Source organism: Streptomyces sp. NPDC043685 (assembly GCF_056436585.1).
Genome location: NZ_JBWKCH010000003.1, coordinates 679348 through 699309 on the forward strand (window position 1 = coordinate 679348; position 19962 = coordinate 699309).

Annotated in this window: 19 protein-coding genes and 2 pseudogenes; 11 read left to right on the plus strand and 10 right to left on the minus strand. The window is 73.8% G+C overall.

Annotated elements, in window-relative coordinates; genetic code table 11:
* The first annotated feature begins 96 nt into the window (after positions 1-96).
* The gene (locus AC0665_RS12265) at positions 97-525 is read left to right on the plus strand and encodes a VOC family protein (protein WP_363116602.1); all 429 of its coding nucleotides are present in this window, start codon (positions 97-99) and stop codon (positions 523-525) included.
* A 14-nt stretch (positions 526-539) separates the two neighbouring features.
* Here AC0665_RS12265 and AC0665_RS12270 read toward each other — a convergent pair whose 3' ends face one another.
* The 5 genes from AC0665_RS12270 to AC0665_RS12290 form a co-directional block, all read right to left on the minus strand.
* Entirely contained in the window at positions 540-1799 is a 1260-nt protein-coding gene (locus AC0665_RS12270; protein WP_478605719.1) for an MFS transporter, read from the minus strand.
* A gap of 133 nt (positions 1800-1932) precedes the next feature.
* A complete protein-coding gene (locus AC0665_RS12275) occupies positions 1933-2385 on the minus strand; it encodes a YbhB/YbcL family Raf kinase inhibitor-like protein (RefSeq protein ID WP_468632773.1) in 453 nt (150 codons plus the stop codon).
* A gap of 101 nt (positions 2386-2486) precedes the next feature.
* A complete protein-coding gene (locus AC0665_RS12280; protein WP_468404375.1) occupies positions 2487-2942 on the minus strand; it encodes an archease in 456 nt (151 codons plus the stop codon).
* A gap of 57 nt (positions 2943-2999) precedes the next feature.
* A complete protein-coding gene (locus tag AC0665_RS12285; RefSeq protein WP_478704940.1) occupies positions 3000-3602 on the minus strand; it encodes a DJ-1/PfpI family protein in 603 nt (200 codons plus the stop codon).
* Positions 3599-4588: a GlxA family transcriptional regulator gene (locus AC0665_RS12290; protein WP_478704941.1), complete on the minus strand. Its 990-nt coding sequence runs from the start codon at positions 4586-4588 to the stop codon at positions 3599-3601. Before AC0665_RS12290 ends, AC0665_RS12285 begins: the two co-directional genes overlap by 4 nt.
* Positions 4589-4778: 190 nt before the next feature.
* Here AC0665_RS12290 and AC0665_RS12295 point away from each other — a divergent pair, with 190 nt between their 5' ends.
* From AC0665_RS12295 to AC0665_RS12305, 3 genes and pseudogenes are all read left to right on the plus strand, one after another.
* Positions 4779-5438, plus strand: coding sequence for a dienelactone hydrolase family protein (locus AC0665_RS12295; RefSeq protein WP_478704942.1), 660 nt, complete (start codon positions 4779-4781; stop codon positions 5436-5438).
* Positions 5439-5558: 120 nt separating this feature from the next.
* Complete coding sequence (locus tag AC0665_RS12300) at positions 5559-6206, plus strand: phosphoribosyltransferase (RefSeq protein WP_478605711.1); 648 nt, start codon at positions 5559-5561, stop codon at positions 6204-6206.
* Positions 6207-6289: 83 nt separating this feature from the next.
* Positions 6290-7287, plus strand: a pseudogene (locus AC0665_RS12305) (TerC family protein).
* A gap of 86 nt (positions 7288-7373) precedes the next feature.
* Here AC0665_RS12305 and AC0665_RS12310 read toward each other — a convergent pair.
* The 3 genes and pseudogenes from AC0665_RS12310 to AC0665_RS12320 form a co-directional block, all read right to left on the minus strand.
* On the minus strand, positions 7374-8564 hold the full coding sequence (locus tag AC0665_RS12310) for a CaiB/BaiF CoA transferase family protein (protein ID WP_468404384.1): 1191 nt from the start codon (positions 8562-8564) through the stop codon (positions 7374-7376).
* A gap of 261 nt (positions 8565-8825) precedes the next feature.
* Positions 8826-9411: pseudogene (locus AC0665_RS12315) on the minus strand (helix-turn-helix domain-containing protein); the annotation flags it as partial.
* A 119-nt stretch (positions 9412-9530) separates the two neighbouring features.
* On the minus strand, positions 9531-10109 hold the full coding sequence (locus AC0665_RS12320; RefSeq protein WP_478704943.1) for a TetR/AcrR family transcriptional regulator: 579 nt from the start codon (positions 10107-10109) through the stop codon (positions 9531-9533).
* A 242-nt stretch (positions 10110-10351) separates the two neighbouring features.
* Between AC0665_RS12320 and AC0665_RS12325 the strand changes: the two genes are divergently transcribed.
* The 4 genes from AC0665_RS12325 to AC0665_RS12340 are packed head-to-tail and all read left to right on the plus strand — an operon-like array spanning position 10352 to position 15114.
* Entirely contained in the window at positions 10352-10897 is a 546-nt protein-coding gene (locus AC0665_RS12325) for a (2Fe-2S)-binding protein (RefSeq protein ID WP_363116591.1), read from the plus strand.
* Complete coding sequence (locus AC0665_RS12330; protein ID WP_478704944.1) at positions 10894-11886, plus strand: FAD binding domain-containing protein; 993 nt, start codon at positions 10894-10896, stop codon at positions 11884-11886. Before AC0665_RS12325 ends, AC0665_RS12330 begins: the two co-directional genes overlap by 4 nt.
* The gene (locus AC0665_RS12335) at positions 11883-13997 is read left to right on the plus strand and encodes a xanthine dehydrogenase family protein molybdopterin-binding subunit (RefSeq protein WP_478704945.1); all 2115 of its coding nucleotides are present in this window, start codon (positions 11883-11885) and stop codon (positions 13995-13997) included. The genes AC0665_RS12330 and AC0665_RS12335 overlap by 4 nt, the downstream gene beginning before the upstream one ends.
* Positions 13990-15114 (plus strand): XdhC family protein, encoded by a 1125-nt coding sequence (locus AC0665_RS12340; protein WP_478705039.1) that lies wholly within the window; start codon positions 13990-13992, stop codon positions 15112-15114. Before AC0665_RS12335 ends, AC0665_RS12340 begins: the two co-directional genes overlap by 8 nt.
* Positions 15115-15297: 183 nt before the next feature.
* Here the strand turns inward: AC0665_RS12340 and AC0665_RS12345 are convergent, their stop codons facing one another.
* Positions 15298-15861: an NAD(P)H-dependent oxidoreductase gene (locus AC0665_RS12345; protein ID WP_468404395.1), complete on the minus strand. Its 564-nt coding sequence runs from the start codon at positions 15859-15861 to the stop codon at positions 15298-15300.
* Between the two features lie 128 nt (positions 15862-15989).
* Here AC0665_RS12345 and AC0665_RS12350 point away from each other — a divergent pair, with 128 nt between their 5' ends.
* The 3 genes from AC0665_RS12350 to AC0665_RS12360 all read left to right on the plus strand — a co-directional run bounded on the left by AC0665_RS12350 (position 15990) and on the right by AC0665_RS12360 (position 19471).
* Complete coding sequence (locus AC0665_RS12350) at positions 15990-16658, plus strand: TetR/AcrR family transcriptional regulator (protein ID WP_478704946.1); 669 nt, start codon at positions 15990-15992, stop codon at positions 16656-16658.
* A gap of 82 nt (positions 16659-16740) precedes the next feature.
* Complete coding sequence (locus AC0665_RS12355; RefSeq protein ID WP_468404398.1) at positions 16741-17790, plus strand: LacI family DNA-binding transcriptional regulator; 1050 nt, start codon at positions 16741-16743, stop codon at positions 17788-17790.
* A gap of 244 nt (positions 17791-18034) precedes the next feature.
* Positions 18035-19471: a benzaldehyde dehydrogenase gene (locus AC0665_RS12360; RefSeq protein WP_468404400.1), complete on the plus strand. Its 1437-nt coding sequence runs from the start codon at positions 18035-18037 to the stop codon at positions 19469-19471.
* 45 nt (positions 19472-19516) lie between these two features.
* Here the strand turns inward: AC0665_RS12360 and trxA are convergent, their stop codons facing one another.
* Positions 19517-19897 (minus strand): thioredoxin, encoded by a 381-nt coding sequence (gene trxA / locus AC0665_RS12365; protein WP_363116583.1) that lies wholly within the window; start codon positions 19895-19897, stop codon positions 19517-19519.
* Positions 19898-19962: the final 65 nt, after the last annotated feature.

The following is a 19962-nucleotide window of genomic DNA, read 5'->3' on the forward strand; positions in this document are numbered from 1 at the left end:
GCCGCTGCCTACGATCCTGCGCGCGGCATCGCGTGCCGGTCACCGTCCGGGTGAGGCATGGAGGCGCCGCGGAGATGCCCGTGGAGGCATTCAACCGTGTCAGTCGAGTTCAATCACACCATCGTCCTGTCCCGTGACCGGGAGAAGTCCGCTCACTTCCTCGCAGAGATCCTCGGACTCGAAGTCGGGGCACCGACCGGGGTGTTCCTGCCGGTGACGACCGCCAACGGCGTCACGCTGGACTTCCTCACCATCGACGCCGACATCCCCATGCAGCACTACGCGTTCCTCGTCTCCGAGGACGAGTTCGACGAGGCGCTGGCCCGCCTCGTGAAGGCCCGGATCCCCATCCAGGCCGACCCGCACGGCAACCACCCCCGCCGTATCAACCGCAACGACGGCGGCCGAGGCGTCTACTTCCTCGACCCGGCTGGTCACGGCATGGAAATACTGACCCGCCCGTACGGCAGCGATCCGGCTTCGGAGCTGAACGGAGTCACGGAGGACGTGCCCGGGGCGGTCTGATCCGGCCGGGTCGGTCAGCCGCCGTCCTGTTCCACCGCCACGGGGGCCGGTTCGGAGCCGGTCCCCGTGGCGTGCTCCCGGCGGGGGAGCAGCAGCGGCGTGGTGAGCAGCAGGACACCGGCCAGCGCGAGGGCCGTCCGGGGACCGGTCCGGGCGGCCAGCACACCCCACAGGGCGGTCGTCGCCGCGGTGACGGCCTTGCCGGTGGCCGACCAGGCGGCCAGCGTGCGCGTGACGCGGTCCCTGGGGGTGCGGTCGAGGCGATGCGTGGCGAGGACCGGGTTGAACACGCCGCAGCAGGCGATCAGGCCGAACTCGACCAGCATGACCAGGACCAGACCGGACGCGCCGGGACCGGTGAGGACCAGGCCGACCGGCCAGCAGGCCCGCAGCGCCCCCGCGGTGAACAGGACCCGGTGCCGGCCGTGACGCGCCACGAGGCGGGGGGCCAGGCGGGAGCCGAGCAGGCCGCCGGTGCAGGGCACCGCGAAGGCGAGGGCGTACTGCCACGGGGCGAAGTGCAGGTCGTGGACCATCAGGATCAGCAGCGGCGGGGACCCCGCCATGATGAGGGAGTTCACGACGAGTGAGTTGAAGAACAGCGGCCGCAGGACCGGGTCGGCCAGGATGTGGCGCCAGCCGTCGAGCAGGTCACCGGCCCGGGTCACCGCCGGTTCCGTCCGCGCCGGGGGCTTCTCGGCGTCGCCGATCGCCCGGAGACCGGCCGCCGAGAGCAGATAGCTCACGGCGTCGGCCACCACCGTCGTCACCGGCCCGAACAGGCCGATCGCGGCCCCGCCCAGCGGTGGCCCGACCATGCTCGCGGTCCACGTCGTCGCCTCGAACCGGCCGTTCGCCACGAGCAGGTCCTGCCGTGGCAGCAGGTCCTTGAGGAACGCCCCGGCCGCCGCGTTGAAGGTGATGTCGGACGCCGCCACCACCACCGACACCAGCAGCAGCTGGGCGAAGCCGAGCCGGCCGAGGGTGAACGCCGCAGGGACGCTCAGCAGCACCAGGCACCGGATCAGGTCCGTCGCCATCATCACCGGCCGTTTGCGGCGCACCTCGACCCACGGCCCGAGCGGCACCGACACGGCGGCACCGACCGCCGGTCCCACCGCGGCCAGCAGCGACACCTGCGCCGGCCCGGCGTCCAGCGCCAGGACCGCGATCAGGGCGAACGCGTCGAACGCGAGCCATGTGCCGGCCGTGCTGACCGCGTACGCGCCCCACAGCCACCCGAACCGCCGCCCCAGCGACCGCCTGCCCGCCATACCCGGCGCACTCCCCGCTCTCCCGGACAACCCGGTGTTGTCCGGGAGTCATCCAAGCGAGAGGCGGGCCGGGCGGCAAACAACCGTCACGCACCTGCGTCACAACTACTCGTTGTGTCGCCGGGGTGAGGGCTCAGCGCTGGTACAGCCCCACGAGCGTTCCGTCCGCGAGGCGGCGCTTGTCGACCTCCGCGTGCACCTGGTCGGCGCGCGGGGCGTCGGGCAGGACGCACGGCTCCGACAGGGCGTAGAGCCGGAAGACGTAGTGGTGGGCGTCGTCGCCCGGCGGGGGATGCGGGCCGCCCCAGCCGGGCTGACCGAAGCCGTTGACGAGTTCCGTACCGCCCGGTGGGCTCTGCCCGGCCGCCACGCCGTCGCTGTGCGGGTCGATGCCGACCACGACCCAGTGCGCGAAGGTGCCCGACGGGGCGTCGGGGTCCTCGCACAGCAGAACCAGTTCGGCCGCGTCGTCCGGTACGCCGCTCCAGCTCAGCGGGGGAGAGATGTTCGGCCCTTCGTACGCGTACCGGCGCGCGAGGAAGGAGTGGTCGTTGAACGCGTCGCTGCTGAGTTCGATGCCGGTCATGTGGCCCGGGGTACCCCCGGGGGTCCGCGGACACACGGCTCGGGCCGGATCGACCGGGGCCCGGCGCCCACTCCTCAGGGCCGGGCGTCCGCGCGCCGGGATCAGGCGTCCACGCTCACCGCACACGACCACCCGAACGGGTCCGGCCCGATCCGCAGCCGGTCCCACGCCACCGCCGTCGGAACCGCCCCCGTGATCTCCACGTCCGCGATGCCCGTGACCGCCAGCCGCACGTCCAGACCGCCGTCGGCCTCGTCCGCCTCCACGTCCACGGGGACCTGGCCGTACACCTCCAGCCGGAAGATGATCTCGTCGAGCAGCGAGGCGAGCAGATCGTCGTCACTGGCCTCGGACAGCCGCACCCGGTCCACGGCGGTGGGCCGCACCCCGGAGACATCGGCGAAACACTCCACCATCGCCAGCACGGCCTCGGCCAGACAGTGCTCTCTGCACGCCGCCCACGCCTCGATCCGGATATCGCCGGCACGCGGCACCGCCCGGTGTCCGCACTCGCCCGGCTGCCGTCCCTGCCCGCCGTCGCCCGTGTCACCACCCATCAACATCACCTGCCCCCGGCCCGCCCACCCATGCGGCCCGGTCACCCGTCCAGTCGATCAGACAGGCTCGTCCGCGAGGTAGGGCGGCGCCGGGTCGTACTGGAGGGAACGCCGCACGGCCCGCGCGTGCTCCCGCCCGTGCAACCGGCCGACCAGCCACAACGCGCTGTCGATACCGGCCGAGACACCCTGGCTGGTGACCAGACCGCCGTCCACGACATAGCGAGCGTCCCGGACCACGGTCACGTCCCCCCGCGCTTCCAAGGTGTCCTCGTGATCGCGGTGCGTGGCCACCCGGCGTCCCCGGGCGGGTCCGGCGGCGTGCAGCAGGAACGTGCCGGTGCACACGCCGTGCACCCACGCCGTCCGCTGCGCCGTCTTCCCGATCCAGTCGGTGACCACCGGGTTGTCCGGCTGGACCTCACGCGCGCCCCGCCCGCCCGGCACGTGCAGCACGTCCAGCGGCGGATGGTCCTCCAGGGTGTGGTCGGGCAGGACCCGCAACCCCTTGTCGCAGCGCACGGGCCCGGGGTGCTCCGCGATGAGGACAGCCGTGTCGGCGCCGCCGCGGAGTCGCGCCGAGACGGTGAACACCTCCCAGGGCCCCACGAAGTCGAGCTCCTCGGCGTCCTCGAAGACCAGCAGGCCGTAGGTCGTCATGTGCTTCTGCCTTTCTCCGCGGGATCCGCCAGGAGGCCCGCGGTGGAGCGGAACCTGGCGCGGTAGTCCGACGGCGCGACACCGAGCCGGCGGTGGAACGTCCGGCGGAGGGTCTCGGCCGTCGAGAAACCGCAGCGGCGCGCGATGGCCTCGACCGGCTCGTCCCCCTCCGTGAGCGCGCGCCGGGCCGCCTCGACCCGCACCCGTTCGACGTACGCGCCCGGCGGCGTGCCGAGTTCGGCGGTGAAGCGGCGTTGCAGGTGGCGCGGGCTCAGGCCGGCGTGCGCGGCGAGACCTGCGATGTCGTGCCGGGCGCCCGGATCGGCGTGGATCGCGGCGACGGCGGCCCGCACCGGGTCCGTCGCCGGCTGCCGTGACCACAGCGCCACGCTGAACTGGGACTGGCCGCCCGGGCGGCGCAGGAACAGCACCAGCCGGCGGGCCACCTCGTGCGCGACGTCCCGGCCCAGGTCGTCCTCCACCAGGGCGAGCGCGAGGTCCATCCCGGCCGTCACCCCGGCCGACGTCCACACCCGGCCGTCCCGGACGAAGATCGGGTCGCAGTCCACGCGCACTCCGGGATGCTCCCGGGCCAACTGCCGCCCGCGTGCCCAGTGCGTGGTGACCCGCCGCCCCTCCAGCAGCCCGGCGGCCGCCAGCAGGAATACCCCGCTGCAGACCGAGGCCACCCGTCGGGCACCGGCCGCGGCGGCGGCGATCCAGGCGACCAGCGCCTCGTCCTGACGGGCCCGGTCGACGCCCCGGCCGCCCACCACCACGAGGGTGTCCGCAGCGGCCGGGTCGAGCTCCGCCACGCCGTGCCCGGCGTGCACGAGCAGCCCGCTCACCGACCGGACCGGCCCCGCCCGGGGCGCCACGACCTCGCAGGCGTACCCGCCCGCGCTGTGGAACACCTCGTGCGGCCCGGTGAGGTCGAGCGGCTGGAAACCGTCGAAGACGACGAAGACGACACGGCGATCGGTCACACCCCCCACGCTCCACCGGCCCGTCGCGTGGCGTCAACGACACGCATCCCACGGATCGCGCCACGCCATGGGACGTCCGCCCCGGGGCGGGTACCACGGGAAACGGGGGCGGTCGAGCGATGGGGGGAAGAGGCAGAGCGGTGGGGGCGAAAAGGCCGAGATGAGGGAGATGGGGGAGAGGAGGCCGACGATGATCTCCCGGACCGTCACCGTACCCGCCGGGGGCGCCGCGCTCCCCGGTGACCTCACCGTGCCGCCGGACGCCCACGCGGTCGTGCTGTTCGCGCACGGCAGCGGCAGCTCCCGGCACAGCCCCCGCAACCGTGCGGTCGCCGCCGGCCTGCGTACCGCCGGGCTCGGCACCCTGCTGATCGACCTGCTCACCGAGGAGGAGGAACGGCAGGACGCCGTCACCGCCGAACTCCGCTTCGACATCGCCCTCCTGGGCCGCCGGCTGACGGCGGCCCTCGACTGGCTGGCGAGTGAACCCGGCACCGCGGACCTGCCCGTCGTCCTGTTCGGTGCCAGCACCGGCGCGGCCGCGGCCCTCGTCGCCGCCGCACGGCGCCCCGGCCTGGTACGGGCGGTCGTCTCACGCGGCGGACGCCCCGACCTGGCGGGTGACGCCCTGGACCAGGTGGAGGCACCGGTGCTGCTGATCGTGGGCGGCCGGGACACGCACGTGCTGCGGCTCAACGAGGAGGCGGCCCGGAGGCTGCCCGGCCCGCACACCCTCCACGTGGTGCCCGGCGCCACCCACCTGTTCGAGGAACCGGGCGCGCTCGACCAGGTCACCGAGACGGCCCGGCAGTGGTGCGACGAGCGGGTGCGGGACGCCACGGGCCGGTGACCGGCGGGCGCGTATCGGCCCGCGGGGCCGGGGGTACGCGGAAGCCGGACCGGCCCGGACCGGCCCGGATGGACCGGCCCGGGCGGGGGCCTCTCCGTCACGGAAGCGGAGGTGACCGTCATGCGGTTCCGTGATCGCCGGCAGGCCGGTGAGGAACTGGCCGAAACACTGCGCACCCGGCAGCGCGAAGGGGACCTGCCCGAGCCCATCGTCCTCGCCCTGCCCCGCGGGGGCGTCGCCGTGGCACGCGAGGTCGCGGCCGCCCTCGACGCCCCGCTCGACGTGCTCGTCGTCCGCAAGATCGGGGCACCCCACCAGGAGGAGCTCGGCGTGGGCGCGATGGCCGGCGACGAGGTGCCGCTGCTGGACGAGGACGCCCTGCGCCACCTCGGCATCCGCGAGAGCGCCCTCGCCCCCGTCATCGAACGGGAGCGCGCCGAACTGCGCCGCCGCGAGCGGCTGTACCGGCAGGGCCGACCTGCCCCGGACCTGCGCGGGCGGACCGTGATCGTGGTCGACGACGGTCTGGCGACCGGCTCCACGGCCCGTGCCGCGCTGCGCTTCGTCCGCCGTCAGGCACCCGCGCGGGTGCTGCTGGCCGCACCCGTGTGCTCCCCGGAGGGAGCCGGCCTGATGCGCGCCGAGGCCGACGAGGTGATCTGTCTGCACCGGCCGGCCGCGTTCATGGCCGTGGGCCTGTGGTACGAGAACTTCGGCCAACTGACGGACCAGGACGTCCTGGAGGCGCTCCGGCACGTGCAGCTTTGACCCACTGTTCACCTGGAAGGTGTGGCGGAAACCAGCCACCACGGATCATCATGTCCTCCCCCACACCGCACCAGGAGTACCAAGTGAACGTCTCGCTGACCGTGTGGCTGCTCACCGTGGCAGCCCTGTGCGTGCTGGTCGCCGTCGACTTCTTCGTCGGACGCAAACCGCATGACGTGTCCCTCAGGGAAGCCGGGACGTGGACGGTGGTGTGGATCGTCCTGGCCGTGCTGTTCGGCCTGGGGTTGTGTGGTACTTCGGTGGGAGCGGGCCCACCGGTGAGTTCTTCGCCGGGTACATCACCGAGAAGTCCCTCAGCGTCGACAACCTCTTCGTCTTCGTGCTGATCATGGGCAAGTTCGCGGTGCCCTCGCAGTACCAGCAGCGGGTGCTGATGATCGGCGTTCTGATGGCGCTGGTGCTGCGGGCGGTGTTCATCGCGGCCGGCGCGGCGATCATCTCCGCCTTCTCCTGGGTGTTCTACCTCTTCGGCGCGTTCCTGATCTGGACCGCCTGGAAGCTGGTCCAGGACGCCCGCAAGGAGGAGCACGAGGAGGAGTACCAGGAGAACAAGCTGCTGAAGATCGCGGAGCGGCGCTTCGGCGTGGCCGACCGCTATCACGGCACCAGGCTGTTCGTCACCGAGAACGGCAAGCGGATCATGACCCCGATGCTGGTCGTGATGCTCGCCATCGGCTCCACGGACGTGCTGTTCGCCCTCGACTCGATCCCGGCCATCTACGGGCTGACCCAGGACCCGTACATCGTCTTCACCGCGAACGCCTTCGCCCTGATGGGGCTGCGCCAGCTGTACTTCCTCATCGGCGGCCTGCTGAAGAAGCTCGTGCACCTCTCCTACGGCCTGTCGATCATCCTCGGCTTCATCGGCGTGAAGCTGGTCCTGCACGCGCTGCACGAGTCCGGCGTCCATGTCCCCGAGATCAGCATCCCGTTCTCGCTGGGCTTCATCGTGCTCGTGCTGGCGGTGACGACGTTCACCAGCCTGCGGGCGTCGAAGAAGCAGGAGGCCGAGGCTGCGGCGCGACCGGCCGCCGACTCCCTCGCGGAGGACGGTTCGTGAGCTGATGCCCGTCTCCGGGTGACGTTCGGACCAGGGGCGCCGGCCGCAGGTGTCCATGTGCGGCGGCGCTGAACCGAATGCGCCGGTCAGACGACTCCGTCGGCGCGGAGGGCGGCCACCTCCTCGGGGGTGCGGCCCAGTTCGGTGAGGATCGCCTCGGTGTGCTCGCCCACATCCGGGACCGGGTCCATGCGCGCGGGCACCCCGGCGAGGTCGGCGGGCGGGAGCAGGGCCTCCACCGTGGCGCCCGGCACCTCGACCTCGCTCCAGCGGCCGCGGGCGGCCAGCACGGGGTGGTCCAGGAAGGCGGGCACGTCGTTGACCCCGGCGCAGGCGATGCCGATGCGCTCCAGGTCCTTGAGGATCTCGTCGGAGCCGGAACGGGCGAACCGCTCGGCGACGACGGCGTTGAGCTCCTCGCGGTGGGTGACACGGTCGGATCCGGTGGCGAACCGGGGATCGTCGGCCAGCTCCGGCCGGCCGAGGAACTCGGCGCACAGGGCCATCCATTCTCGCTCGTTCTGGATGGAGAACAGCACCTCTTTGCCGTCACCGGCGGTGTACGTGCCGTACGGCGCGATGGTGGCGTGCTGGGTGCCCAGACGCGGGGGCTGGGTGCCGCCGTAGCGGGTGTAGTAGGCGGGCTGGCCCATCCACTCCGCGAGCGCCTCGAACAGGGAGACCTCCACGGGATGGGCCTCACCGGTGGTGGCACGCGTGTACAGGGCCGTGAGAACGCCGCTGTAGGCGTACATCCCGGCGGCGATGTCGGCGACGGAGATCCCGGTCCGGGCGGTCCCCTCGGGCGTCCCGGTCAGGGACACGAGCCCGGTCTGGCACTGCATGAGCAGGTCGTAGGCCTTGCGGTCGGCCCAGGGCCCGGTCGTGCCGTAGCCGGAGACGGTGCAGGGGATCAGGCCCGGGCGGCGGCCGGTGACGGTCGCGGCGTCCAGGCCGAGCCGGGCGGCGGCGCCGGGGGCGAGGTTCTGCACGAAGACGTCGGCGCCGTCGAGGAGGTCGTGCAGGATCTCCCGGCCGCGGGGGTCCTTCAGGTCGAGCGTGAGGGACTCCTTGGAGCGGTTGAGCCAGACGAAATAGCTGGAGTGGCCGTGCACGGTCGTGTCGTACCGGCGCGCGAAGTCGCCGCCGCCCGGCCGCTCCACCTTGATCACCCGGGCGCCGAGGTCGGCGAGCTGCCGGGTGGCGTAGGGCGCCGCCACGGCCTGCTCGACGCTGACCACCGTGACCCCGGTCAGGGGATACCGCTGCACGCTCATGCCTCAAGCTCCCGAAATCGTGGACGGAGGGCGCTCGGACAGTCTGCCGCAGGCCGAGGACGCCGGGGCGGGCCACCGACGCGATCCGGATCACGCCGAGGGGTGGTTTCGCGGGGCGGTGACGCCGGTGTGGTGCGGTTCCCCGGCGCGAGGCGGCGCGAGGCGACGTGGCGCGGCGCGAGGGCGGCGCAGCTCACCATCGGGCCTGTCCCCGAACACGGCCCGGGCGTGCGGCGGCACCGCCCGGCGTACGAGGGAGGGTCACGGCCGGGTCAGGCGCCGCATCGTGAGGGCCAGTCGCAGCCGGAACCGGCCCTGCGCGGTGCGGATCGGCCAGCCGAGGAGGTGCTCGGCATGGGCCAGGCGGTCCTGGAGCGTGGAGTGGTGGACGTTGATCTCGGCGGCCGTCGGCCCGCAGGCTCGCCGTGGACACCACCGCGTGAGGCGTGGCCGTCAGCCAGGGCGTCGTCGTCGCCGCGGCGGCCTGGAGGGCGCGGACGTCCGGCGGCGGCTCCGCGCCCGGCGCGACGACTTCGGCGAGGAGCGCGACACCGCCCAGTTCATCGGCGTGCCCGACCCGGGGGCCGGAATCCTGCGGGGTGCCCTCGGCGGTGAACCGCAGGGCGGTGCGGGCCTCGGCCCAGGACCGAGGCAGTTCGAGCACGGGGACGGCGGGGCCCACCCCGAGTCGCCCGGCGGGGAGGCGGGGCACCGGGGGAGTGGCGGGCGTCTCGGCGACGGGGGCGGCCGGGGCGGTGACGGGCCCGGTCCGGGACTCCGAAGCGGCCTGCGCGGCCGCGAGCTCCTCGGGCTGTCCCGGCGGGGCCAGGGGACTCCGAGGTCGGGTGGGTCCCTCACGCCCGGCCGGCGCCGGCCGCCGCGCTCGTGGAACCGCGGACCTGGCCCGCGAGGCGATCGCCCGACGGGCCGGACGGGCCAAAACCCGCGTGGCCGTCCGGGCCCGCGTCACCGCCCGGGCGCCCCCACCCGCAGCGCGTCCATGACGAAGTCGAGCAGCCGGGTCACGCGGGGCTGCCAGTCGCTGTGGGGGTCGATCGTCCACAGCCCGCCGATGGCGAGGAAGAGGTCGTCCGCCGTGATTCCGGGCCGGATGGTGCCGGCCTTTTCGGCGGCCCGGAGCAGCCGTTCGGCCGCCTCGGTCACCGGGGCGTGCCCGGGCTTCGCCGGCTGCCCCGGCGCGCTGGTGGCCTGGCGGATGGCGTCGGCCAGGCCCGCCTTGGCCATGGCGAACCGCGCGAGCCGGTCCATCCATTCGCGCAGCGCCCGGTCCGGCTCCCGGCTCTCCAGCAGCGCTGCCGCGGTGTCGGCGACCTGCTGCATCTCGTGTCGGTAGATCTCCAGGACGAGTGCCTCGCGGGTGGGGAAGTGGCGGTAGAAGGTGCCCTGCCCGACGCCCGCCTTCTTGGCGATCGTGCTCAGCGGGGCGTCCGCCGAGCGCGTCAGCTCGACCAGCGCCACCTCCAGGATGCGCTCGCGGTTGCGCTGCGCGTCCGAGCGCAGGGGAGCGTCCTTGTTCTGCCGCACTCGCTCTCCTCGCGGGCCGTGGCCGAAACCGGACCCTTGTTAAGCGGACAGTTGTCCGTTACGTTTTCCCGGTAACGGACAACTGTCCGCTTGTCCCATCGTATCGGCGTGCCGTCCGTACGCACAGCCCGGGGCCGCCGCGCCCCGGGCCGGCCCGCCCGCATCCCGCGGGGCCGCGCGACGGCACCGCCGTCCGGCGCGCCCGTGCTCCATGACCTCACGATGTGAGAGAGAAGGCTTCCATGCCCCCATCGACGTCCAGCGACCTCACCCTGTCCGTCAACGGCGAGAAGTACACGCTGACCGTCGACCACCGCACCACCCTGCTCGACGCCCTGCGTGAGCGCCTGGACCTGACCGGCACCAAGAAGGGCTGCGACCAGGGGCAGTGCGGCGCCTGCACCGTCCTGATCGACGGCCGCCGGAGCGTGGCCTGCCTGCAACTGGCGGTCGCCGCCGAAGGGCGCGAGATCACCACCATCGAAGGCGTGGCCGACGGGGACCGGCTGCACCCGGTGCAGCAGGCGTTCCTCGACCTCGACGGCTTCCAGTGCGGCTACTGCACGCCGGGCCAGATCTGTTCGGCGATCGCCGTGATCGAGGAGCACGCGGCCGGCTGGCCGAGCGCGGCCACCGGCGACGTCCGGCCCGAAGCGGGGCCACCACCGCTCACCCCGGAGGAGATCCGCGAGCGCATGAGTGGCAACCTGTGCCGCTGCGGCGCCTACGTGTCGATCGTCCAGGCCGTGGCCCGCGCGGCACGGGAGACGAAGGGGGCGGCGGCATGAGGGAGTTCGGCTACCAGCGCGCCTACGACGTCTCCGGCGCCGTGGCGCTGCTCGACGGGGACGACGAGGCCCGCTTCCTGGGCGGCGGCACCAACCTCGTCGACCTGATGAAGACCGGTGTCGAGCGGCCCTCCCGGCTCGTCGACATACGCGAACTGCCCCTGAACAGGGTGGAGTCGACCGACGACGGCGGACTGCGCATCGGGGCGACCGTCACCAACGGCGACCTGGCCGCCCACCCCGAGGTCCGGCGCCGCTACCCGGCACTCGCCCAGGCGGTGCTGGCCGGCGCCTCCGGGCAGCTGCGCAACATGGCCACCGTCGGTGGCAACCTGCTCCAGCGCACCCGCTGCGGCTACTTCACCGACGTCACCTCACCCTGCAACAAGCGCGTTCCCGGCAGCGGCTGCCCGGCGATCGCGGGCGAGCACCACAACCACGCCGTCCTCGGAGCCTCCGGCCACTGCGTGGCCACCCACCCCTCCGACATGGGCGTGGCGCTGGCCGCCTTCGACGCGCGCGTGTCGTACGAAACGGCCGCCGGGGCGGGCGAGTTGCCGCTCGCCGACTTCTACCTGCCGGTGGGGGAGACCCCGCAGCTGGAGACAGCCCTGCCGCCGGGTGCGCTCATCACCGGCGTCACCCTGCCCCCCACCGCCACGGCGGCCAACTCCCGCTACCGCAAGGTGCGCGAGCGCGCCTCGTACGCCTTCGCCATCGGCTCCGTCGCCGCCGCACTCGACGTACGGGACGGCCACGTCCACGACGTGCGCCTGGCCTTCGGCGCGGTCGCCTCCCACCCCTGGCGCGCCCGCGCGGCCGAACGCGCCCTGACCGGCGCACCGGCCGACGCCGCGCACTTCGCGGCCGCCGCGGACGCCGAACTGGCCGCCGCGCGGCCCCTGCCCGACAACGGATACAAGGTGACCCTCATGCGCAACCTCGTCGTGGCCGTGCTCAGCGAACTCGCCGAGGAGGCGGCCCGATGACCACCGCGACCAAGTCAGCCGTCGGCACCGCGCACACGCGCGTGGAGGGCCGCGACAAGGTCACCGGAGCGGCCCGCTACGCCGGCGAGATCCCCTTCGCCGACCTCGCCCACGGCTGGCTGGTGCTGTCCACCGTCGCCCGCGGCCGCGTCCGCGCCCTGGACACCGAGGCCGTGCTCGGCATGCCCGGCGTCCTCACCGTGCTCCACCACCACAACGCCCCGCGCGTCGACACCGGCTACATCGGCGTCATGGGCGTCCCACCGGACCCGAGCGTCGGCCTGTTCCAGCACGACCGGGTCCGGCACGCGGGCTGGCCGGTCGCCCTGGTCGTCGCCGAGACCTCCGAACAGGCCAGGGAGGCCGCCGAGGCCCTCGTGGTGCACTACGACCAGGAGCCGCACGACGTGGCGTTCAACGCCGGGCGCGAGACGGAGGCGTACGCTCTCGACGGGCACATGCCGGCCGTGGTGGAGAAGGGCGACCTGGAGGCCCAACTCGCCGCGTCCACCGTGGTGGTGGACGCGGAGTACACCACCCCGGAGGAGCACCACAACCCGATGGAGCCGCACGCGGCGGCGGCCCGGTGGGAGGGTGGCCGGCTCGAGGTCGTCGACTCCAACCAGGGCACCGGCTGGGTCGCCGACGAGCTCGCCAAGCTGTTCTCCCTCGACCCCGGCGCGGTGCGGGTGCGGTCCGAGCACGTCGGCGGCGGCTTCGGCAGCAAGGGTGCCCGTGCGCACCAGGTGGCCGCGGTGATGGCCGCGACCGTCCTGCAACGCCCGGTCCGGGTCGTCATGACCCGCCGCCAGATGTTCTCGCTCGCCGGCTACCGCAGCCCCACCGCCCAGCGGGTCCGGCTCGGCGCCGACGCGGACGGCCGGCTGCGGGCCCTGGAGCACCGGTCGCTGAACCAGACCTCGTCCGTGTACGACTTCGTCGAGCCGAGCGCCGCGGCGAGCCGTTCGATGTACGCCGCCGACGCCCACCACACGGCCAGCCGGCTGGTGAAGCTCGACGTCCCGACGCCGACCTGGATGCGCGCGCCGGGCGAGGCACCGGGCTCGTTCGCGCTGGAGTCGGCGCTCGACGAGCTCGCCGAGCGGTGCGGCGTCGACCCCATCGAGCTGCGGGTCCGCAACGAGCCGGCGGTGGGCCCGGTCTCCGGGCTGCCGTTCAGCAGCCGCAACCTGATCCCCTGCTTCCGGGAAGGCGCCCGCAGGTTCGGCTGGGACGGACGGGACCCGCGGCCCGGCGTGCGCCGGGAGGGCCGCTGGCTGCTCGGCACGGGCACCGCGGCGGCCTCCTTCCCCACGATGGCCATGCCGTCCACGGCGGCCCTGACCGCGGAGGCGGACGGCACCTACTCGGTGCGGATCAACGCCGCGGACATCGGCACCGGCGCCCGCACCGCGCTCACCCTGGTCGCCGCGGACGCCCTGGAGGTGCCCGCCGACCGGGTCCGGGTGCGGATCGGGGACAGCGACCTCGGCCCCGCGTCGATCGCCGGCGGTTCGGCCGGCACCCGCTCCTGGAGCTGGGCCGTCACGGCCGCCGCCCGGGAACTGCGCGACGTTCTCGCGCCGGGCGCGGACATCCCGCCGGAAGGCGTCACCGTACGGTCGAACACGGCCGAGGCCCTCGGGGCCCTCGCCCAGAGGGAGCGGCACGCCTTCGGTGCCCAGTTCGCCGAGGTCGCCGTCGACCCGGGCACCGGAGAGGTCCGTGTGCGCCGCATGCTGGGCATCTTCGCGGCCGGCCGGATCGTGAACCCGCTGACCGCCCGCAACCAGCTCGTCGGCGGCATGATCTGGGGCATCTCCATGGCCCTGCACGAGGAAGCCGTCCGGGACCGGGCGAGCGGCGGCCTCTACGGCGCCGACCTCGCCGGCTACCACGTCGCCGCGCACGCCGACGTACCGCACATCGAGGCCGACTGGGTGGACGACCCCGATCCGGACGACCCGGTCGGCATCAAGGGCATCGGCGAGGTCGGCATCGTCGGCGCCGCCGCGGCGGTCGCCAACGCGGTGTGGCACGCGACCGGCGTACGCCACCGCCATCTGCCGATCCGGCCCGACCGTGTGCTGCGGGCGGGTGGCGATGCTTGATCTGGCGGGGGCCCTGCACGCGTGGACGGAGGAGGGCCGGGACTTCGCCGTCGCCACGGTCGTCGGCGTCGGCGGCAGCGCCCCGCGCCCTCCCGGCGCCGCGCTCGCCGTCTCCGCCGACGGCACGGCCGTCGGCTCGGTCTCCGGCGGTTGCGTGGAAGGAGCGGTGTACGACCTGTGTCTCCAGGCCCTCAGGGACGGCGAGGTGCTCGTCGAGCGGTTCGGCTACAGCGACGAGGACGCCTTCGCGGTGGGTCTGACCTGCGGCGGGACCATCGATGTCATGATCACCCCGCGGGTGGGCGGCCGTCCGGTCGAGAGGGCGGCGCTGGAAGCCGCCGTCCGGGCCGAACCGGTGGCCCTGGCCCGGGTGGTGAGGGGCCCGTCGGGCCTGCTGGGCCGTGCCCTGCTCGTCCGCCCCGACGGCTCACCCGACGGTGGCCTCGGCGGCACCCCGGACCTCGACCGCGCAGTGCTGGACCGGGCCCGAGCCCTGCTCGACGGCGGCCGTACCGGCACGGTGGAGCTGTCCGAGGACGGGTCGCCTTGCCCGGGCGGTGTCACCCTGCTCGTCGAGTCGGCCGTCCCGCCGCCCCGCATGATCGTCTTCGGCGCGATCGACTTCGCCGCCGCCCTGGTCCGTATGGGCAGGTTCCTCGGCTACCACGTCACCGTGTGCGACGCCCGGCCCGTCTTCGCGACCCGGGCCCGCTTCCCGGAGGCCGACGAGATCGTCGTCGACTGGCCCCACCGCTACCTCCGGCGCACCGGGACCGACGGGCGCACGGTGCTGTGCGTGCTGACCCACGACGCGAAGTTCGACATCCCGCTGCTCACACAGGCGCTGCGGCTGCCGGTGGCGTACGTCGGCGCCATGGGCTCACGACGGACCCACGAGGACCGCAACCGGCGGCTGAGGGAGGCGGGCGTGAGCGAGCGCGAGCTGACCCGGCTGAGGTCGCCGATCGGCCTCGACCTGGGGGCCCGGACGCCCGAGGAGACGGCCGTGTCCATCGCGGCGGAGATCGTCGCGGTCCGGCAGGGCGGCACGGGTGCGCCGCTCACCGGTTCCGGCACGCCGATCCACCGCGCCGGGCGCGCGCCGCAGCCGGTCTGAGCGGCGTGCGGCCGGGAGCCGTGGGCGCCTGTGAGACATGCCGGAGCGTCAGCCGGGAGCCGTCGGCCCCTCCGGGACATGCCGGAGGGGCTGCCCCGGGAGTCGTCGGCCCCTCCCGGCATGCCGGAGGGGCCGACGGCCGTTGCCGGCCTCGGCCCCTCCGTGGGCACGCGGTGAGGGCGGTCAGGCCGCGGCGGTCGCGCCGGCGTGGCCGTGCAGACGGGCGATGACCTCGGTCAGCTGCTCGGCGACCTCGGCGTCGTCGGCCGGGTGCGTCTCGGCGAAACGGGTCATCGAGCCGGGGATGGACAGCTTGACGTCCTCCAGCACGGTGCCGCCGGCGATGCCCACGGCCTTGCGGGTCTCGTCGTGCGCCCACACGCCGCCGTACTGGCCGAAGGCGGTGCCCACCACGGCGACCGGCTTGCCGCTCAGCGCACCGGCGCCGTACGGGCGGGACAGCCAGTCGATGGCGTTCTTCAGGACGGCCGGGATGGTGCCGTTGTACTCGGGGGTGAAGAGGATCAGACCGTCGGCGGCGTTCGCGGCCTCGCGCAGCCGCGCGGCGGCGGCCGGGACGTTGCCCTCCACGTCGATGTCCTCGTTGTAGAAGGGGATCTCGGCCAGCCCCTCGAACAGGTCCACCTCGGCACCCTCGGGGGCGAGCTTGACGGCCGCCTCGGCGAGCTGGCGGTTGTGCGAGCCGGCGCGAAGGCTGCCGACCAGGGCGAGGATACGAACGGACATGCTGACTCCCACGTATGAGGTACTGCTCTGAGACAGTGCGTTTCGATCCGGACCGGGGTCCGTTTAACGTTCTAGCATCCTAACCGGACCGCGGTCCAGTTTTGTTCCCGATGCTTTACGCTGGCTTCATGTCCGCCGTCCCGCCGCCCCTCCCGACGCCCCAGGAGCCCGTCGACCACCCCGAGCTGCTCCAGCTCGGCACCGCCCTGGAGGCCGACGAGCCGTGCCTGCGGGCCGACGCCGCGCGCAATCGCGCCCGGCTGCTGGAGGCCGCCGCACGGCTGGTGGCGGAGCGCGGCGCGGAGGCCGTCACGATGGAGGCCGTGGCCGCCGAGGCCTGCGTCGGCAAGGGCACGGTCTTCCGTAGGTTCGGCGACCGCACCGGCCTGCTGACGGCACTGCTCGACCACTCCGAGAAGAAGTTCCAGGCCGCGTTCCTCAGCGGCCCGCCGCCCCTCGGACCCGGAGCGCCGCCCGTGGAGCGGCTGCGGGCGTTCGGCCTCGCGATGCTGCGCCGCTCGGCCGACGAGCTGGAGCTGCAACTGGCGGCCGAGCCCGGCGCGAGCCGCCGCTACGTCGTCCCCGCCCGCCGCGTCCTGCGGCACCACATCGAGATGCTGCTGCGGCAGGCGGTCCCCGAGGCGGACGGCGAACTGCTCTCCCACGCGCTGATGGCGCAGCTCGATCCGGCCCTGATCCATCACCTGACCAAGCAGTGCGGCCTGCCGCTGTCCCGCCTGGAGGCCGCGTGGGTCGACCTGGTCGACCGGGTGACGGAGGCCGGCACGGCGCGCTGACTCACGCCCGCCCGTCGGCGTGAGCGCTCACGGCTTCCTCACAACTCCCCCGCCGGAAACGCGCATTGGGGCTTCTGCCAAGATGCCGTACGTCATGGTGCAGATACCGAAAACGCCCGCGCCCCCGTCCCCCGCACCGTCGCGCTCCGTGCCCACGAGCGCCGATGTGGCCCGCCTGGCCGGCGTCTCGCGCGCGACCGTCTCCTACGTCCTGAACAACACCAGTGCCGTACGGATCAGCGAACCCACCCGCCGCCGTGTGCGCGAGGCCGCCAGGGAACTGGGGTACGTACCGCACGCGGCGGCCCGCAGCCTGCGCGCGGGGCACAGCCGGATGGTCCTGATCCCCGCGCCGACCTTCCCCGTCGGCCCGCTCTACAGCCGGTTCCTCGCCGACCTCCAGAGCTCGCTCGCCGGGCTCGACTACACGGTCGTGCAGTACGGCACCGGCGGTCCGCACGGCGACGAAGCCGCCCGCGCCTGGGCCGAGTTACGACCCGTGGCGGTCCTCGTGCCCGGCTCCGGGCTCGGCCCGCGCGGCGTCGCGGTGCTCAAGCGCTCGGGAGCGCGGGCGGTGGTCACCCTCGGCCCCGAGACCATCGAGGGCGCACACGCATTGCTGATGGACCACGACGTCGTCGGCCACAGCGCGGGCGCCCACCTCTACGACCGCGGTCGGCGCCGGATCGGCGTCGTGGTGCCGCAGGACCCCGGTCTCGAGGCGTTCTCCGCACCCCGCCTCGACGGTGTGCGCCAGTCGTTGCGCGGTACGGACGCCACGCTCACCGAACTGCCCCTCGCCTACGACGAGCAGGCCGCGGCGCGGCTCGCCGCCCGGTGGCGCGGGCTCGGCCTGGACGCCGTGTTCACCTACAACGACGAGTACGCGATGCTGCTGATGCGGGCCCTGCTGGACGAGGGCATCCGCATCCCCGAGGAGACGGCCGTGATCGGCGCCGACGACCTGGTGCTCGGCCGGTTGCTGCGGCCCCGGCTCAGCACCGTCCGCCTGGAACTGCCCTCCGGCCGCGAACTCGCCGAACTGGTCGACCGCACGGTCCGCCAGCCCGCCACCGCACCCGAGACGCACAAGGTGCTGGGCGCGACGGTGGTGCACCGCGCGTCGAGCTGATCCGACGCGACGCGACGGGACGCGACGCGACCGGCCGGGGGACGGACGGCGGACCGGGCTTTCGTGCCGCGGCACGGCTAGGATGTTGCATGCTCAACAAAACGGGGACGTGTTCACCCGCGGGCCGAGGCGCACACCGCCGCGCCCGTTCGGCGCGTCCCGCCATGTGACCGCCGAACCGGCCGCGCACGCACGGGAGTCCGACCGCCCCGTCAGCCGGTGACCGATCGATCGGAGAGCCGTCATGCCGTTGCTCGACACCAGGAGCTGGCAGCCCCACCGCCTCACGGGGCCCGGGTACACCGTCACCGAGCCCGCCACCGGCCAGGCCCTCGGCACCCTCACCCTCGCCGGGCCCGAGGACGTCGGGGCCGCCGCCGGGCGGGCCGCCACCGCCCAGCGCGCCTGGGGCCGCACCCCGCACTTCACCCGGGCCGCCGTGCTCCGCAAGGCGGGCGACCTGTTCACCGAGCACGCCGCCGAACTGCGCGCGTGGCTCGTGCGCGAATCGGGCTCCGTCCCCGGCAAGGCCGACTTCGAACTGCACGTCGCCGCCCAGGAGTGCTACGAGGCCGCCGCCCTCGCCTCCCGCCCCGCCGGGCAGGTCCTGCCGAGCGAGGCGCCGCGCCTGTCGTACACGCGTCGGGTCCCGGCCGGTGTGGTGGGCGTGATCTCGCCGTTCAACGCCCCGCTGATCCTGTCCATCCGGTCCGTCGCCCCGGCCCTGGCCCTGGGCAACGCGGTCCTGCTGAAGCCGGACCCGCGCACGGCCGTCTGCGGAGGGCTGTCCCTGGCCGCGGTCTTCGCCGCCGCGGGCCTGCCCGAGGACCTGCTGCACGTGCTCCCCGGCGGCCCGGACGCCGGCCAGGCCCTGGTCGCCGACCCGCGGGTGCCGGTCATCTCGTTCACCGGCTCCACCGCCGCCGGACGGGCCGTGGGCGAGGCCGCCGGCCGTCACCTCAAGCGGGCCCACCTGGAACTGGGCGGAAACTCGGCCATGATCGTGCTGGAGGACGCCGACCTCGACGCGGTGATCTCCACGGCCGCCTGGGGCTCGTTCTTCCACCAGGGCCAGATCTGCATGACCACCGGACGCCATCTGGTGCACGCGTCCCTCTACGACGAGTACGTCGAGCGGCTGGCCGCCAAGGCCGACTCACTCGCCGTCGGCGACCCCTACCGCGACCAGGTCCACCTCGGCCCCATCATCGACGCGGGCCAGCTCACGAAGATCAGCGGCCTGGTCGAGGCCAGCACGAGCGCGGGCGCCAAGCTCGCCGCCGGCGGCACCCACGACCGGCTCTTCTACCGGCCGACCGTCCTCGCCCACGTCGACGACCACAGCCCCGCGTACACCGAGGAGGTCTTCGGCCCGGTGGCGCCCGTCCGCTCCTTCACCACCGCCGACGAAGCGGCGGCGCTGGCCGCGCAGAGCCCCTACGGCCTCTCCCTGGGCATCATCACCAGGGACCCGGCCCGCGGCCTGGACCTCGCCGAGCGCATCCCGACCGGCATCGTCCACATCAACGACCAGACCGTGAACGACGAGGCCGTGGCACCCTTCGGCGGGGTCGCCGCCTCCGGCACCGGCGCCCGCTTCGGCGGTGAGGCCAATCTGGAGGCGTTCACCGAACTGCGCTGGACGACGGTACGCGGAGACGTGGCCCCCTACCCCTTCTAGGACGCGTCCCGCCCCTCGCCGGGCCCGTCACAAGGGCCCGGCGGGTCACTCCGCCGGCTGCTGGGCCTGCTGCTCGGCGATCGTCTTGCGCACCTCGTCCATGTCGAGGTTGCGGGCCTGCCCGATGACGTCCGTCAGGGCGGCCTCCGGCAGGGCGCCCGGCTGGGCGAACACGGCGACCTGGTCCCGGACGATCATCAGCGTGGGAATGGACTGGATACCGAAGGCCGCGGCCAGCTCGGGCTGAGCCTCGGTGTCCACCTTGCCGAACACCAGGTCAGGGTTCTCCCCGGCCGCCTTCTCGTACACCGGGGCGAACTGCTTGCACGGCCCGCACCAGTCGGCCCAGAAGTCGATCAGGACGAACTCGTTGTCCGTGACCGTCTGGTCGAAGTTCTCCTTGGTGAGCTCCACGGTGCTGCTCATGGCGTACATCCCTACTTCCTGGGGTGGGGTCAAGCCGTCGGCACAACACGGCCGACCGGACACGT

Excerpts from the sequence above, each read along its gene's own strand:
- AC0665_RS12335 (WP_478704945.1), top strand. The coding sequence starts at position 11,883 with ATGACCACCGCGACCAAGTCAGCCGTCGGCACCGCGCACACGCGCGTG.
- AC0665_RS12350 (WP_478704946.1), top strand. The coding sequence starts at position 15,990 with ATGTCCGCCGTCCCGCCGCCCCTCCCGACGCCCCAGGAGCCCGTCGAC.
- AC0665_RS12300 (WP_478605711.1), top strand. The coding sequence starts at position 5,559 with ATGCGGTTCCGTGATCGCCGGCAGGCCGGTGAGGAACTGGCCGAAACA.
- trxA (WP_363116583.1), bottom strand. The coding sequence starts at position 19,897 with ATGAGCAGCACCGTGGAGCTCACCAAGGAGAACTTCGACCAGACGGTC.
- AC0665_RS12340 (WP_478705039.1), top strand. The coding sequence starts at position 13,990 with ATGCTTGATCTGGCGGGGGCCCTGCACGCGTGGACGGAGGAGGGCCGG.
- AC0665_RS12310 (WP_468404384.1), bottom strand. The coding sequence starts at position 8,564 with ATGAGCGTGCAGCGGTATCCCCTGACCGGGGTCACGGTGGTCAGCGTC.
- AC0665_RS12280 (WP_468404375.1), bottom strand. The coding sequence starts at position 2,942 with ATGGGTGGTGACACGGGCGACGGCGGGCAGGGACGGCAGCCGGGCGAG.
- AC0665_RS12325 (WP_363116591.1), top strand. The coding sequence starts at position 10,352 with ATGCCCCCATCGACGTCCAGCGACCTCACCCTGTCCGTCAACGGCGAG.
- AC0665_RS12275 (WP_468632773.1), bottom strand. The coding sequence starts at position 2,385 with ATGACCGGCATCGAACTCAGCAGCGACGCGTTCAACGACCACTCCTTC.
- AC0665_RS12270 (WP_478605719.1), bottom strand. The coding sequence starts at position 1,799 with ATGGCGGGCAGGCGGTCGCTGGGGCGGCGGTTCGGGTGGCTGTGGGGC.
- AC0665_RS12285 (WP_478704940.1), bottom strand. The coding sequence starts at position 3,602 with ATGACGACCTACGGCCTGCTGGTCTTCGAGGACGCCGAGGAGCTCGAC.
- AC0665_RS12355 (WP_468404398.1), top strand. The coding sequence starts at position 16,741 with ATGCCGTACGTCATGGTGCAGATACCGAAAACGCCCGCGCCCCCGTCC.
- AC0665_RS12330 (WP_478704944.1), top strand. The coding sequence starts at position 10,894 with ATGAGGGAGTTCGGCTACCAGCGCGCCTACGACGTCTCCGGCGCCGTG.
- AC0665_RS12295 (WP_478704942.1), top strand. The coding sequence starts at position 4,779 with ATGATCTCCCGGACCGTCACCGTACCCGCCGGGGGCGCCGCGCTCCCC.
- AC0665_RS12360 (WP_468404400.1), top strand. The coding sequence starts at position 18,035 with ATGCCGTTGCTCGACACCAGGAGCTGGCAGCCCCACCGCCTCACGGGG.
- AC0665_RS12345 (WP_468404395.1), bottom strand. The coding sequence starts at position 15,861 with ATGTCCGTTCGTATCCTCGCCCTGGTCGGCAGCCTTCGCGCCGGCTCG.